Raw genomic sequence first — 15167 nt, forward strand, 5'->3', positions numbered from 1 at the left:
TCCAGTGTAAGCGATTAGTGGTCTTTGTTCATCTTGACGACAAGCAGCTCCAGGCTGCCGGAATCCACGTTCAATTTTCCTTCGATCGTTTGGTATTCCTGGTTATTGACGCTGAGATAATTCACATGCTCGAGCGCCGTGATCATGACCGTATCCCACTCCCGCTCGTCGATCGGAATTAAAGTGCCGTCCGCTGACTTCTCGATTAAATATACTTTCATGATGATGTCAATTCCCCTTTTTTGGCTGGATTGTCAATTATACGCGATAATCGGAACCCTGTTTCAATTTCCTTCATGCGACACGTCCTTCTCAGGCTTCGACGATCGTTCTCGCAACTCCTTCTTGACAGAGTTTCCAATCGTCCCCAGTACCATGGATACGCGGCCCCGGCTGTGCGGGATCGAGCTGCGATCGACTTCGGGCAAGGGACGATGCTGTCAGGTTTCCATCCAAAAGGTGCGCATTAAAAAAGGTTGCCATAGAAAGAAGCTTCCTCCCGCGTGCGGCGGTCCGGAAGCTTCAATAAGCCGTTATTCGGCGAGGCGGCGATGCCGCTACGCGTGAATCCTCACTTTCGTGCCCGTCGGAATCGTGTCGTACAGCCATTCCACGTCCTTGTTGTTCATTCGGATGCAGCCGCCGCTGGCATAACTGCCGATCGATGAGGGAGCGTTCGTCCCATGAATGCCGTATTTGGTCCCCTGCGTATTCGGAACGCTCAGTCCCAGCCAGCGGCTGCCGAGCGGATTGCTCGGATCCCCGCCGGGAATGCCTTTGGCCGAATACCACGGATTTTTGATTTTCGTTATGATTTCATAACTGCCCGTCGGCGTCAGACCCGCTTTCCTCCCGCTGGCGATGCCGAAGCTCTTCAAAGCCTTCCCCCCGCGAAGCACGTTCAGCGTGTTATTCCCAAGGTCGATCTCGATTGAAAGCACTATGACGGGACCAATCGGGACCGCCGCGCCATTGCTCGGGATGCTCGGGGTGCTTGGAGCATTCGGAGTGCTCGGGGCACTCGAGACTGCTTCGTCCGCATAATATGGATTCGGGATTTGCAGCGTCTGTCCGGCTTTGATCGATCCGGCCGCGTCCTTGATCCCGTTCGATTGGGCGATGGCCCCCTGATAATCGGCTGCTTTGAAATAGCGGGCCGCAAGGCTGAACAGCGTGTCGCCCTTCAGCACGGTATACCTTAATTCCCCTGCGGGCAGCGGAACGCGCAGTGCGGCGCCCGCCTTCAGTCCCGTATTCGGATCCGAGATTCCGTTATAATCCATCAATGCGTCCATATACCGTGTACGGTTGAAGTAGCGGTTCGTTACCGCGTACAGCGTATCGCCCGTCTTGACCGTATATTGGTCCAAGAGAAGCGGATTCCGCAGCGTAAGCGATGTCCCCGACTTCAGACCGACCATCGGATTCCAGCCATTCGTCTTCGCAACCCGTTCGTAATCGCCGGTCAAATAAAACTTCTTGGAGATGCTGTACAGCGTTTCCCCAGGTTTGATGCTGTACGCCACGCTAATGTAAGCTTCGTTCGCTTCCTGCGCCTCCTGCGCGCTCGATCGGCCCGGCCCCCCGGCCACTGCCATTATTAATGCCATTACCATCCAAAAGACCCACTTCGACTGCCTGCTCAACGATGATCACACCTTCTGCCGGATTAATTGCGGCAGACAGGATTCGGCGTCCTTCGACGCAAATCCTTCTTGCCCGTCATCCCTGTCGGCGAATTGAGACGCTGGTAGGAGCGATAGGCAGATTTTCACGCTGGCGAGTTCTGGAAGGCGGAAGACTTCGTACCTACCCCCTGCCGCTCCGCAGCGATTAGCCGGGACTTCCACCCTAGTGCCGCCGTACTCGCCGGGTATGACAAACAAAAGGCAGAGACTGCGATCGCAGTCTCTGCCTTTGCTGGTTCATCCCGTTGTTTGACGTTGCGCTGCTTGCCCGCGGCGTAACGAAGCAGGGCACCTGTTAGAGCGTCAGTCCAAGCTGCAGCGTCACGTTCAGCATCCGCAGCAGCATGGCAGTCGATTCCGCGCGGGTTGCGCCCGCGTTCGGGGCAAACGTCCCGTTCGCGCCGCCGTTAACGATCCCGGCATTCGCCAAAGCTTGAATAGCTTGCGCTGCCCAATGTCCGTTTACGTCGCTGAACGAAGCCGCTGAGGAGCCTTGGCCGAACGTGATGACCTTCGCGAGCAGGGCCGCGATCTCCGCCCTGGAGATTGCCTGGTCCGGCTTGAAGGTTCCGTCGGCGTAGCCGGCCGCCAGACCGGCAGCCTTCAAGGCGCCGATCGCAACGGCTGCCCAGTGTCCCTGCGTGTCCGCGAAGCCGCCGGAGGCTGCCGGCTGCAGACCGAGCGCGCGAACGAGCATGGCCGCGAATTCGGCGCGCGTGATACCGCCGCTCGGATCGAAGCTGCCGTTCTCATAGCCCTTCGCGATACCCATGCTAGCGGCGGCTTGAACGATCTTGGCACTCCAGTCGCTTGCGGCAACATCATTGAAGGTAACCGCCGGCGCTCCCGCAGCCGCTTGAAGCAGCTTGGATTTCAAGGCATCCGCGTCCACCAAGCCGTCCTTCAGCGTCGGCTGGGCGTGATTCGTGCCCGATCCGCCGGTTCCGCCGTTTCCGGTGTCAGTGCCGCCGGTCCCCGTGCCCGGGGCCGTAACCGCAATCTGCAGCGTGCCGGATACGTTCGAACCGTCGCGGGCGGTTGCTTTCACGGTTACCGTTCCCGCTGCCGTCGCTTGCAGCAAGCCCGAAGACGAGATCGTCGCCGCGCCGGTTCCGTTCGTTACGGTCCAGGCGACGCTCTTATCCGACGCATTGGCCGGAAGTACGTCCGCGCTCAGCTGCAGCGCCGCGCCATTCACGACGCTCGCCGCGCCGCCCGCAGCGGTTACCGTAATGCTCTGCACCGGAGTAAGGGACGGTACATAGACGGTCGAGGATGCCCGGTTGACCGTAATCGTATACGTCTTGGTCGTCACGCCGTCCTGCGCCGTTACGGCAAACAGCAGCTGGTTGTTCCCCTCTGCCAGCGGCAGCGTCTTGGTTTCGCCCGACGCATACGCCGAACCGTTCAGCTTCGTCTTCACCGCAGGCGATGCGTCCGTTGCCGCAGCCGTTACATCGATGGACGAGACGCCATTCGCCACTTGGACGCTGTAAGTCAGCACGCTCGGGTCGAATGCCGGCGACAGCGCGCCTTCGCTAAGCGCGACGCTTTTCAAAGTCGCAACGTCGATCAGCTTGCCGGCGATCAAGTCGTCCTTGACCTGGTTATAGTCCGCGACGATCTGATGGGAATAATCTTCGGCGGCGTTCAGCATTACGTTCTCGAGCTCGTCCCATTGCGGCGCGACGCGCGTGCTGAACGCGTCCTCGAAGCTGCCTTGCAGGCCGCCGATCGCCGAATCCTGGTCGGAATAGGCATGCATGTACGCATAAGCCTTCGCCGAATCGATGACATACTGGGTAAGCTCCGCGGCGCCGGCGAACGTTTTCTTCGTGTAATCGGCTTTATACGGCGAAATCTCGCGGATGAGATACTCGCGGTTCATGGCTTGCAGCGTACCCAGGAATGCGTCCGGATCGACGGCCATCGCTTGGTAAGCCTGCATGGACAAATCCGCGTCTCTGCGCTGCTCCTTCACGTCGAGCACGACGTCGTCCGCTCCGTCCGCCGTCGCGCCTTCGATCAGCACGTTGTAGCGATCGGTGCCGATGCTGCCCTGGCCTTGATTGATCCGGTGAACCACGGATTTGATCGTCAAGTAGTCCGTCCGCTGGTCGGCAGTGAGGGCGTGCAGCGGACTTCCCGCATTGGCGCCGATTTGCTGCACGTATGCGCTCCAGCTGCTCTTGATCGCGGCGATCTCCGCTTCGCTGGCAGCGGCGTATTTGGACGTATCCGGCTTCGTTGCCGTATCCTTGATCCATTTGGCGACCTGATCGGTTCTTGCCGCCTCGTAGCTCTTGCCTCCGATAACGGCATTCATCGTCTGGGCCGTGTAGGTCTGAACGCTGCCCGTCGTCAGCTTAGCCGCCTTCTCGGAATCGTTGCCGACCGTGCCAAGCACGGCTTCCTTATAGGCATCCAAGAACTGCTTCGCGGCCGCGCGGATCTCCGCGTCGGTCAACCCGACGATGCCCGTCGTGTCCTTATCGCTGCGCACGACGTACATGCTCGTTACGAAGCGCAGCAAGTCCGTATAGAACGCATCGACGCCCGCCGAATCGTAGTCGTTCAAGCCGAACACAGGCGTACCCGTACTGTCGTTGAAAGAACCGACGTTTTGGATATGCGCATCGCCCTGCGTATATGTCTTCACGTCGGCAAACTTCGTCAGCGCTTCCGGCAGCGGAAGAACATGCGAAGCAAGATCCGCTTGGTACACCGCCAGCGTTCCGCGCAGGAACGTGAACGGATCATGCGCCAGCGCCTGCACGCTGTATTTGTAGGCTTTCGTGATCGGATCGTTGAAGAACGTATTGTCCTGCTTCAGCGTGGTCTCGACGTACGCCTTGCGGACATCGGATTGCACGGCATCCGTGCGGTGGCGGAGGAGGGAGATGCCCGTGATGGCATCGGAATCCTGTACGCCCGCTTCCCGAACGGCGTTTCCTTTAATGACCACGGAAATCGGCGCATCGGCGAAAACCGTCTTGGCGGACGGATTCGTGACCGTGAAGAGCACCCGATTGTTGGCCGTATCCGGCGCGGCCGTCACGACGAATTCGCTCGGCAAGCCCGTGACCGTATAGTCCGTACCGGCTGCATAGGGAACCGTCTCCGCATTCGTCCGGACATGCGCCGCATTCGTCAATTGTACGGCGAACGTTCCGCTGCCGATCGTGTCGTATCCGGACATCGCTACGTTCGCCATGCCTGCTACGACCGCCCCTGCCACCTTCGGCACGACGTCGACATGCTTCAGCGTTACGCTGATCGGCGCGGAGTTCTCGGTCTCGCCGGTAGCGGCGGCGCTGGACTTGACGACGACCGAGAGAACCACGTCCGCGCTGACGGGCGATGCCGCCGCGCCGCCGAGCGTCAGGGCGATCCGGTTATGCGCGGCATCGGCCGCAGCCGCCGCGGTCAAGCCGGCCGGGAGATTGTCGATCGTCAGATCGGCAGCCGTCAGCGCCGGATTGATCGCCGAGATCGGCAGATTGATGAGGACGCCGTTGTTCGCGGCATCGATCTCCGTCGCCGAGCTCATCAGGATGGATGGCTTCGACGAATCCAGGTTGGCGTAGACCTGGGCCGGGTACGACACGCTGTCCGTTCCTCTTGCTCCGGCCGGATTGGTTGGAGGAGCAGTCGCGGAGCCCGAGCCGATCAGCAGCCAGTCGTTCGCGTCGTTCCCCGTATCGAAGCCGTTGCCATGCTCTGCATTCGATGAGCCCGTCGTCGGATCGGCAGGATTAATGCCTTTGCGGACCGCATAATTGTACGGCTTCATGCTGCCGTCCGGCGCAAAGCCGCCGCTGGCCGAACCGTAGGCGACGGCGTCGGCGACCGCGGCCCCGTTCGCATCCTGGGCAGGGTCGGCATTCGTGAGCAGCGTCGCATTGGAGACGATGGCGAGCATGCCGTTATTTTTGATCAGGTCGATGGTGCCTGTCGCGTCCGCCGGACTAATGTCGCTGGCTCCCGTCGCTGCCGGGGCGCAGGCCGAAGGAACGGCCGGAGAGCCTTCCTTGATCAAGTAATAGCCATGGGGCTGAATCACGGCCCCTCCCAGGCTCCCGGCCAGGATCGTAGATGACCAGCCTCCGCCGCTCGTGTTCTGGAACTGCAGCGTGTACCCGCTGAGATCGACCGCATGGTTCGTCGGATTGTACAGCTCGACGAAATCGTTCTTATAGAGATTGTAGTTCTTCACGCTGCTTCCGTTACAGCTTGGCTCATTGCCGGACGTGAAGAAACGGCTGATCAAGACCCCGCTCCCCGCACTGGCATCGGCCGCGGCCGTCAGCGGTGCAGCCGCGAAGCCGCCTAGCACCGAGCTCGTCGATAACGTCAGCAGACATAAGCCGGAAAGCCATTTGCCCGCCGCCCCTTTGCCTGCAGTTCCATTGTTTGCAACCGCTTCGCCCGCGTCCCCAATGCGCGCAGATCCATTGTGCGTCAACCCTCTGATTGCTAGCGCTTTGTTTGCCGGCCTTCTGCTCTTCCCCATGTCAACGAAATCCTCCTCAAGCCTCACTTTTTTTGGACAATCATGACCGCTATTAAGTACATTAGCATAGAAAAGCAGGCTTAAAAGATAAGGTATTGTTAAGATCGGAGACGGTTTCGGCGGCCGTTACGCCTCGATGCTTCATCTGGGAAAACGTAAAAGCCCTCCCCCAAGACAGTCATGGGGAGGGCTAATGAATCATCGTCTAGCTACAGGTGGCGATTCGCCAGATTAAGCCGTATGGAAAGAACATCGAAGATTTCATTGGACGAGGCTAAGCTCTTAGTTCGAGATCAGCTCCCTCAAAGGCAGCATCGACGCATCAGGCACATAGTACTTGAACGGATTCGCATCGATGACGCCAAGCAGCTGCTTTTGGTACGGATTCGCGTTCTCCAGCAGTTCGGGCGAAGCCCGATGATAATCGATCGGCCGCATCCAGATCGGGCTGTAGCCCATGAACAGCTGGCGCCTCGTATGCGAGGAATGGTTGGGCGCAGCCGAATGCCACAGGTTCTGGGCGAAAATAAAAACGTCTCCCGGCCTCCCGCAAATTTGTACCTCGCCCTCGAGCTTCTGTCTGGTGTCCGGGCATTCCGGCTGGAATGGCCGATTGTGCGAGCCAGGGACGACCTTCGTGTTGCCGCGATCCGGCTCCGACATATCGCTTAGAATATAGCATGCCTTGATATAATACAGCCCCGTCACTCCTTCGTGGGAGGGGAATTGCGGGTGCGGTCCGTCCTGATGCCAGTTAATGAAGCTTTGCGTCGTCGTATCCAGGTTCCGGGGATTCGGGTGGCGGATCGTCAGATGCGAGATGTGAAGCTGAATATTGTAGCTCAGCAATCGAACGATCAGCGGGAGTACCGTCGGTTCGTCCATCAGCGCGGCGATCTCCTCATGACGCTCGACGCTGTTATACAAATTGTAGGCCAGCGCCTCGGGCTCCTTGGCGATCAGTTCGTCGACGACGGCATTCAGCCGCTCCACGCGCTCCTGCGGCAAGACGCCGCGCAAGAGCAAATATCCATCCCGTTCGAATTGCTTGGCATACCCCGCCATTTCCAGCTGATCCATTGCAAAATTCCCCCTCGATTGATTTCGCAGGCTTGACTCGCGAAGTGATTTATACAATATTTAATTTAAAGGGTTGGAAATTGATTTAGAATACACAATCTTGCAAGAATGCTTATACAAAATTTATGATAGCGGTGACGGATATTGATCGAGGCATGGGAGCTGGCTGCACAGGTACAACATCACTTCTTCAAGGAGAAAGCGGATCGCTTCATGCTGGAGCACTCGCTCTATTCGGATTGGGTCATGTTCATCGTGGAGGACGGAAGGTTCGAATTCGAATGCGATGGAACGAAGGGAATTGCCGCGAACGGGGATTTCGTGCTGTTTCCGCCCGGCTTCGCTATTTACCGAAAGGCGCTGACGCCGCTGTCCTTCCACTTTTTCGTCTTCAATTGGGCTTATTCTGCCGAAGAAGCGAAGGAGGCATACGGCCGGATTCCGAGAGGAAAATTTCAGATTCCGAATGCGTCCCGATTGCAGTCTACGCTCGCGCTGCTCAGGGCCGTCTCCGAAAAGCTGGATCCGCTGTCGGTGGCGCGAAGGAATCATCTGTTCAAAGACTTGTGGCTGGCCTATTGTTCCAATGAGACGGACATGGAGCCCGATTCCGGAGATCCGCTCATGAACGAGGGCCTGCGGCGGATCAAGCAGCAGGCCCTCGGCAAATTCAGTCTGAAAACGATCGCGGACGAGCTGCTGTTAAGCCCTTCGCAATTCACGCAGAAATTCACGAAGCAATTCGGCCAAAACCCGATGGACTACGTCACGGAGCTGCGACTGCAGCAGGCGCAGAGGCTGCTCAGGGATACCGCTCTGCCGCTGTCCGCCATCGCTGCCCGCTGCGGCTACGAGAACGAATATTATTTTAGCCGCATATTCAAACAGAAGCTGGCCATTACCCCTTCCAGATACCGCACGGCCTTTCGGATATAGGGTTCACGCCCGGTTATTGCTTGGCGGCTCGATCCCGATAAGCCCAATGGTTCGTCGGACCGTGACCATGACCCAGCTCCAAGGAATCCTCGATGGCGGCTTGGATGAACGATTTGGCGGCGGCCAGCGCTTCGCGTATATCGCGCCCTCTCGCCAGCTCCGCCGTAATCGCCGCCGCGAACGTGCAGCCGGTGCCGTGCGTATGGCGCGTCTCTCTGCGCTCGCTGCTGAATTCATAGAAATCCCGGCCGTCGAACAGGAGATCCACCACCACAGAGGCGCCCGAAGGATCATGACCGCCCTTCATCACGACATGCTTCGCGCCATAAGCCGCAAGCTTCCTGGCCGCTTCCTTCCGATCCTCCATGCCGAGAATCTTCATTCCCGTCAGCAGCTCGGCTTCCGGAATATTCGGCGTCACGACCCAGGCGAGCGGCAGCAGCGATTCCTTGAGCGCGCGAATCGATTCCTCCAGCAGCAGCACGGCGCCGCCTTTGGCGATCATGACCGGATCGACGACGACCTTCTGCCAGCGATAGCGACGAAGCTTCTCCGCCACGCAGACGATAATTTCGCTGCTGAACAGCATGCCGGTCTTCACCGCATCCGCTCCAAGATCCTCCCCGATCGCGTCGATCTGCCGCCCGACCGCTTCGACCGTCAAGGGATAAATCCCCTGCACGCCCAATGTGTTCTGCGCGGTTACCGCCGTAATAGCGGACATCCCGAACACGCGCAATTCCTGAAAGGTTTTCAGGTCGGCCTGAATGCCCGCGCCTCCCCCGCTGTCCGATCCCGCGATCGTTAATGCCCGTGCGACCTTCGGCTGATTCGTCATGCTTGACTCCCACCTATCCGTTATGATGAAGAACGACAAAAAAGCGCCTCCCCCGCAGAACGCAGGCAAGGCGCGCTTTAATACGCACGCAAAATTGCTGTACCCTTCCTACGATGGCATTACCCAACAGGTTAAACGGTCTACGGCAGATTAGCCGTACTCTCAGCCTGCTTCCGCAAGCTCCCGCGTCTATTCGATTACGGTAAGTGTAGTCCAGGAGACTGGTAAATGCAAGGATATCATGGGCAGTCGGCGGGGAAAGCACAATTGGACGGCCGGTTGCGAATGCATTTAGCAACCATCTCCCCTTAGACGGTACAGACGATCGGAGACGTCAGCCAAACGATCCTTAATCAATATAGCCTCCGAATAGGACGAGGGAATCATCTGATAGCCGCAGTGAATCCCCGCTAGGCCTCCTGCAATCGCGCCGATCGTGTCGGAGTCCCCGCCCAGATTGGCCGCTTTTTGCACGACTTCGCTAAAATCCGACGCATGCAGAAGAATGTGCAGCACCCATCTGAAGGTATGAACGACATAGCCGCTCGGTTCGCAGTCCGGCAGCTCCTCGATGCAGCCATCATACGCCGTTCCTGCCGTCTCTTTCAGGATTGCCTTTCTCATTTCCTCGCCTTGCAGAAGCCGGGTCGCGATACGATTGTAAATCACGCAGGCATCGCTGCATCGCTCGTCGTAATGGGTCATCTTGGACTGCATGCGGGACACCCGTATCATCACAGGCATATCGGCGTACGCCAACGCTGCGGGCAGACAGCGCATCAAGGACCCGTTCCCTCCGCTCTGCCCTAGATCCAGATCGGTCAGAAAGGCTGCTTCGAACCATTGATCCTCGTAATTCTCGAAAGCGCGTCGGATCGTGCTGCCGATATCCTTCGGTTTGGAACGGTACCATGCCAGAAAATGATGGCCGATCGCCTCCATTGGATCCGCCGGGCTGTCCAGAATGCCTGCCGCTACGCACAGCGTCATCATCGTATCGTCGGTCACTTCCCCGGGCTCCAGCTGCCATACCCCGCCCCCGACGATTTTATCGACATATCCATACCGGGCTCTGATTTCCACGGAAGTCATAAATTCCGTCGTGCCTCCCAAAGCATCGCCTACCGCAACGCCGTAGAGGCCGCCTTTGATTCGATCGAACAAACGGGCATCCTTCACTAGTTTCCCTCGCTCTCTTTGAGGATTTACGCACGCCTGCTTATTCTATCACTTCGCGATTCGATGCAGACCCGTTAACATTTTTCCACAGCCCGATTCGCTAACATAAGGTTACGCGGCTGTAGGCGGCGGCCGGTTCGCGGAAGGAGCCAACGCGGAAGCAGGCGGCATTCGGGTTAAAATAATGAAATAGTTGTCATCATAACATAGAAAATGCCGAAAAAGTCTCTTCCAGCTTCGTTTTCCATGCTTGCTTTGGCGATTGTCTTCCCTTGGATCCAAAAATCGTCCGCTCTCGTATTCCGCATGTATTATCGTTAATCAGCCGCGGCTCTAGGCCTATCGTCTCCTGGCATTCATCGCCGAAAGTCATTCGCTGCCTCCTTCCATTAGACATCTTAGCGCCCGAACCAAAATCGAACAACAATTGAGCAATAAAGTTCCAAATAGATGTGTTATAATGCCTTTGTTTTGGGGTGAAGGCACCTGCTTTGCTCGAATTCGCGCATTTTAGAAACCTACAGAAGCTGGTGATTACGTGTTTCAACTGAAATGGTTATGGCACAATCTACTGGGAGATCGCGCGAAATACATTCTCGCGTTATGCCTCTCGGTCGTAGGCTCCTCGCTCACGATCGTCAACCCGTATATCGGGCAGCGCATCGTCGACACGTTCATCGCGGGCAGCGACGCGGCCGCCAATCTGGCGGACAAACGAGGCCTGCTGATCGGACTCTGCATCGGCATGGTCGGGTTTTCGCTGCTCCGCACGGGGCTGGCCTACGGAACGGCCATGCTGTACGAGCTGGCTTCGCAGAACCTGCTCTACCGCGTTCGGATTTATCTGTACAACAAGATTCAGGGTCAAGATATGAAGTATTACGACAAGAACCGTACCGGGGACCTCATGACAAGGATGACCGGGGACCTCGAGATGGTCCGCCACTCCCTTGCATGGATCATCAAAACGATCATCGAGTCGCTGACGGTCTTCGCGGCAGCCGTCGTCTACTTCTTCTACATCGATGCCGGGCTGACGCTCTGGCTGTTGATTCTATCGCCGCCGATCTTTATCGTCGCTTTTCTGTTCGCGAGACGCGTCCGGCCGATGTACGTCGACCTCCGGGAACGCCTGTCGCAGCTAAATACGGCCACGCAGGAGAACATCGCGGGCAACCGCGTCGTCAAGGCGTTCGCGCGGGAAGAGTACGAGATCCGGAAGTTCACCGAGAAGAACGTCAACTATGCCACGGCGAACAAAGCTGCCGCGATGGTATGGCTCGATTACTTCCCGTATCTGGAAACCTTCGCGCAGGCGTTCGCCGTCATCCTGATGGCGGCGGGCGGCTTGTACGTCATGGACGGACGCCTCACGTTCGGCGAATTTTCAGCGTTCTCCGCGTTGATCTGGGGCTTATCCAACCCGATGCGCAACATCGGCATCATCATCAACGATATTCAACGCTTCTTCGCAAGCTTGAGCAAGATTATCGATATCTACTACGCCCATCCGGAGATCGTGAACGAGCATCAGGCGCTGGAGAAGCGTCGCTACGAAGGGCGAATTCGCTTCGACAACGTCAGCTTCAAGTACGAGAGCGCGACCGTGCTGGAGGGCATCAGCTTCGAGGTCGAGCCCGGCGAGACGATCGCCATCATGGGCGCCACGGGCTCCGGCAAGACGACGCTCATCAATCTGATTCCGCGCTTCTACGATGCCACGAAAGGACGCGTCCTGATCGACGGCATCGATGTGCGCAAACTGGAGCTCGACGAGCTCCGAGGAAACATCGGCGTAGCGACGCAGGATGTCCTGCTGTTCTCCGACTCGATCGACGGCAATATCGCCTACAGCAATCCCGACATGCCGGAGGACGACGTCACCAGGTTCGCCAAGCTGGCGGCGGCTCACGACTTCATCCGCAAAATGCCGGAGGGCTACGATACGGTCGTCGGCGAACGCGGCGTCGGCCTATCCGGCGGACAGAAGCAGCGAATCGCGCTGGCTCGGGCCATGGCCGTGCAGCCGCCAATTCTCATCCTCGACGATACGACGTCCGCCGTCGACAACGAGACGGAAGAACATATTCAGCGCAGCCTGCGCGAGCTCGACTATTCTTGCACCAAAATCATCATCGCCCAGCGCGTGTCGACGACGGCGGAAGCCGACCGGATTCTCATTCTCGACCAAGGCCGCATCATCGAAGAGGGCACCCACGCCGAGCTTTTGGCGAAGCGCGGCTACTATTACGACGTATTCATGCTCCAGAACGTAGGCATCGGAAGGCAGGCGACGGCAGTTGGCCAGAAATAAATTCGACATCGACGAGAACTTGGAAGCCCCGTTCGACATCCGGCATTTCAAACGAGCGATGGTTTATATAAGGAAACAGAAGAAGCCGATGATCATCGCGCTCATCCTGAGCGCCCTATCCGCGGGCATCGGTTTATCCGCACCGCTCATCCTGCAGCATGTCGTGGACGTGACGATTCCCGCCAAAGACAAAGAAGGGCTCGTGGGCTGGTCCGCCCTGATGCTCGGGACCATCGTCGTCAGCGTGATACTCGCCACGATCCGCTCACGCATGATGACACGCGTCGGACAGGATATTATTTTCGATATCCGGACGGATCTGTTCAAGCATTTGCAGAAGCTGCCGTTCCAATATTACGATGACCGGCCGCAGGGCAAGATTCTCATCCGGGTCGTCAACTACGTCAATTCCGTGTCGGACGTTCTCTCGAACGGGATCATCAACTTCATTCTCGAAATCTTGAACCTCGTATTCATCGCGATCTTCATGTTCGCCGTAAACGTGCAGCTGTCGCTTGTCATCCTGGCCGGGCTGCCCGTCTTCCTCGGCATCATGCTGCTCCTCAAGACGAAGCAGCGCCGGGCTTGGCAGGCGGTCTCCAACAAGAGCTCGAACCTGAACGCGTATACGCAAGAGAGCATCGCCGGTATCCGCGTCACGCAGATCTTCACGCGCGAGCAGCATAACGAAGGCATCTTCACCCGCTTGGCCGGCAACTATCACCGCGAGTGGATGCGCACGATGATCCTGAACTTCCTCGTGCCGTTCACCGTCGACAACCTTGCGACCATCGTCGGCACGGCCATCTACCTGATCGGCCTTCTGGCGCTCGGTCCCGAGGAGGTTACCTTCGGCGTCATTCTCGCCATGGGCGGTTATGCCGCACGGTTCTGGCAGCCGATTCTCAACCTGTCGAACATTTATAACAGCTTTATTAATGCCGTCGCTTACCTGGAGCGGATCTTCGAGACGCTCGACGAGCCTGTCACCGTAAGCGACAAGCCGGCGGCGCACGAGCTCCCGCCTATCCAAGGACGCGTTACGTTCGACGACGTGACGTTCGCTTACGATCCGGGCGTCAATATTCTCGAGCACTTGAGCTTCGACATCAAGCCGGGCGAAAGCATCGCTCTCGTCGGACCGACGGGCGCCGGCAAGACGACGGTCGTCAACCTGATCTCGCGTTTCTATAACATTACCGGCGGCAAGCTCATGATCGACGGCAATGATATCGCCGACGTGAAGCTACACTCGCTGCGCAGCCAGATGGGCATCATGCTCCAGGACAGCTTCATCTTCTCCGGCACGATCCTGGACAACATCCGTTACGGCAAGCTCGACGCCACCGAGGAAGAAATCATCGCCGCCGCCAAGACCGTCTGCGCCGACGACTTCATCAGCGAGTTCGAGCAAGGTTACCTGACCGAGGTCAACGAGCGTGGCTCCAAGCTGTCCCAAGGCCAGCGCCAGCTCATCTCGTTCGCCCGCACGCTGCTCGCCGACCCGCGCATCCTCGTCCTCGACGAGGCGACGTCGTCCATCGACGCGCAGACCGAGCGCTTGCTTCAGAAGGGCCTGAACGAGCTGCTCAAAGGCCGCACGTCGTTCATCATCGCCCACCGCCTCTCGACGGTGAAGAACTGCGACCGCATCATGTACGTCGCGGACCGCGGCATCGCCGAATCCGGCTCGCACGACGAGCTCATGGCGCTGCGCGGGCGTTATTACAAGCTGTACACGGCACAGAAGATGGACGCGGTGTAGCGTGTTCTAGACACGAACAAGCCCCGATCGAGACAACGATCGGGGCTTGTTTCTGATTTCGCTTAAGCAGCCGGCAATTCCGAGCAGTCCGTTCCTCGCTCGACTTCCAGCCTCTCTTCGAATTATTGACCGGAATATTTATTTGCCGTAATGGGGTAATGATAAATTTCAATATCGGCCTCTATAAAACCTCGTCGTTGCGCAGCCAGTAAAGTCTCATACATGTTCTTTCTTCCGACCGGATTATCTGTATGAAGATAGATTTTATCGGCTCTCAAACCCTGCTCGCACATGTACTTAACCAAGTCGTAGCCGTTTGGAAGCTCCTTTCCCGCATCATCCTCGCCTAAATCATGGTCAAGCGAAAGAACATGGATTTCTTCTTTGTTTATGTAAGCAACGGCCTCAGAATAAGATCTGGCAAGCACAAACCCCTCGGGACAATCCCGTAAGTCATCCACGTAAAGATTGATTTGTTCAAGTCAAGCACCTCTTCCCGTCTAAGATCGCCTGTTAAATATCGAGCGAGAGCTAGCCTCCGTTTCTTCCGGCCATTATTTGCGACAAAAAACCGGTTCGTCTAACGAAACCATACATTAAAACGAAAAACAAAAAACACCCACACGGTGGATGCTGCTGAAACGCCTATTTTACACATTGAAAACTGGATACGAACCTTTGCGAAAGGTGTCTTGCTTAGCTGAACAACAGGATAACTTCTAGGATAAGCCCTCGACCGATTAGTATTCGTCAGCTCCACGCATTGCTGCGCTTCCACCTCGAACCTATCAACCTCGTCGTCTTCAAGGGGTCTTACATACTGGGAAATCTCATCTTGAGGGGGGCTTCACGCT

General features: G+C 57.4%; 10 protein-coding genes and 1 rRNA gene. 3 read left to right on the top strand and 8 right to left on the bottom strand.

Annotation, left to right across the window (positions count from 1 at the left end; all coding sequences use genetic code 11):
• Nucleotides 1-14: 14 nt before the first annotated feature.
• The 4 genes from GT003_RS26185 to GT003_RS26200 all read right to left on the bottom strand — a co-directional run bounded on the left by GT003_RS26185 (nucleotide 15) and on the right by GT003_RS26200 (nucleotide 7281).
• The gene (locus GT003_RS26185) at nucleotides 15-221 is read right to left on the bottom strand and encodes a hypothetical protein (RefSeq protein ID WP_161703553.1); all 207 of its coding nucleotides are present in this window, start codon (nucleotides 219-221) and stop codon (nucleotides 15-17) included.
• Nucleotides 222-557: 336 nt separating this feature from the next.
• The gene (locus tag GT003_RS26190; RefSeq protein ID WP_161703554.1) at nucleotides 558-1616 is read right to left on the bottom strand and encodes a LysM peptidoglycan-binding domain-containing protein; all 1059 of its coding nucleotides are present in this window, start codon (nucleotides 1614-1616) and stop codon (nucleotides 558-560) included.
• 367 nt (nucleotides 1617-1983) lie between these two features.
• Nucleotides 1984-6201, bottom strand: coding sequence for a DUF2252 family protein (locus GT003_RS26195; RefSeq protein ID WP_161703555.1), 4218 nt, complete (start codon nucleotides 6199-6201; stop codon nucleotides 1984-1986).
• A gap of 282 nt (nucleotides 6202-6483) precedes the next feature.
• Nucleotides 6484-7281, bottom strand: a complete 798-nt coding sequence (locus GT003_RS26200; RefSeq protein ID WP_161703556.1) for a phytanoyl-CoA dioxygenase family protein — start codon at nucleotides 7279-7281, stop codon at nucleotides 6484-6486.
• A 144-nt stretch (nucleotides 7282-7425) separates the two neighbouring features.
• On the opposite strand from GT003_RS26200, the gene GT003_RS26205 reads away from it, so the two are divergent.
• On the top strand, nucleotides 7426-8217 hold the full coding sequence (locus tag GT003_RS26205) for an AraC family transcriptional regulator (protein WP_161703557.1): 792 nt from the start codon (nucleotides 7426-7428) through the stop codon (nucleotides 8215-8217).
• A gap of 13 nt (nucleotides 8218-8230) precedes the next feature.
• On the opposite strand, the gene thiD is transcribed toward GT003_RS26205, so the two are convergent.
• Both thiD and GT003_RS26215 read right to left on the bottom strand, forming a co-directional pair.
• Nucleotides 8231-9055 (bottom strand): bifunctional hydroxymethylpyrimidine kinase/phosphomethylpyrimidine kinase, encoded by an 825-nt coding sequence (gene thiD / locus GT003_RS26210; protein ID WP_161703558.1) that lies wholly within the window; start codon nucleotides 9053-9055, stop codon nucleotides 8231-8233.
• 291 nt (nucleotides 9056-9346) lie between these two features.
• Complete coding sequence (locus GT003_RS26215) at nucleotides 9347-10234, bottom strand: ADP-ribosylglycohydrolase family protein (RefSeq protein ID WP_338046019.1); 888 nt, start codon at nucleotides 10232-10234, stop codon at nucleotides 9347-9349.
• A gap of 538 nt (nucleotides 10235-10772) precedes the next feature.
• Here GT003_RS26215 and GT003_RS26220 point away from each other — a divergent pair.
• Both GT003_RS26220 and GT003_RS26225 read left to right on the top strand, forming a co-directional pair.
• Nucleotides 10773-12548, top strand: coding sequence for an ABC transporter transmembrane domain-containing protein (locus GT003_RS26220; RefSeq protein ID WP_161703559.1), 1776 nt, complete (start codon nucleotides 10773-10775; stop codon nucleotides 12546-12548).
• Entirely contained in the window at nucleotides 12535-14313 is a 1779-nt protein-coding gene (locus GT003_RS26225) for an ABC transporter ATP-binding protein (protein ID WP_161703560.1), read from the top strand. Before GT003_RS26220 ends, GT003_RS26225 begins: the two co-directional genes overlap by 14 nt.
• A gap of 122 nt (nucleotides 14314-14435) precedes the next feature.
• On the opposite strand, the gene GT003_RS26230 is transcribed toward GT003_RS26225, so the two are convergent.
• Both GT003_RS26230 and GT003_RS26235 read right to left on the bottom strand, forming a co-directional pair.
• A complete protein-coding gene (locus tag GT003_RS26230) occupies nucleotides 14436-14786 on the bottom strand; it encodes a cyclic-phosphate processing receiver domain-containing protein (protein WP_161703583.1) in 351 nt (116 codons plus the stop codon).
• A gap of 247 nt (nucleotides 14787-15033) precedes the next feature.
• Nucleotides 15034-15167, bottom strand: a 23S ribosomal RNA gene (locus GT003_RS26235); the annotation flags it as partial.

The organism is Paenibacillus sacheonensis, from assembly GCF_009909195.1.
GTDB classification, from domain to species: domain Bacteria; phylum Bacillota; class Bacilli; order Paenibacillales; family Paenibacillaceae; genus Paenibacillus_Z; species Paenibacillus_Z sacheonensis.

What these genes read in the sequence shown, in the direction of transcription:
- GT003_RS26200 (WP_161703556.1), bottom strand. Translation starts at nt 7,281, where the DNA reads ATGGATCAGCTGGAAATGGCGGGGTATGCCAAGCAATTCGAACGGGAT.
- GT003_RS26185 (WP_161703553.1), bottom strand. Translation starts at nt 221, where the DNA reads ATGAAAGTATATTTAATCGAGAAGTCAGCGGACGGCACTTTAATTCCG.
- thiD (WP_161703558.1), bottom strand. Translation starts at nt 9,055, where the DNA reads ATGACGAATCAGCCGAAGGTCGCACGGGCATTAACGATCGCGGGATCG.
- GT003_RS26190 (WP_161703554.1), bottom strand. Translation starts at nt 1,616, where the DNA reads ATGGTAATGGCATTAATAATGGCAGTGGCCGGGGGGCCGGGCCGATCG.
- GT003_RS26195 (WP_161703555.1), bottom strand. Translation starts at nt 6,201, where the DNA reads ATGGGGAAGAGCAGAAGGCCGGCAAACAAAGCGCTAGCAATCAGAGGG.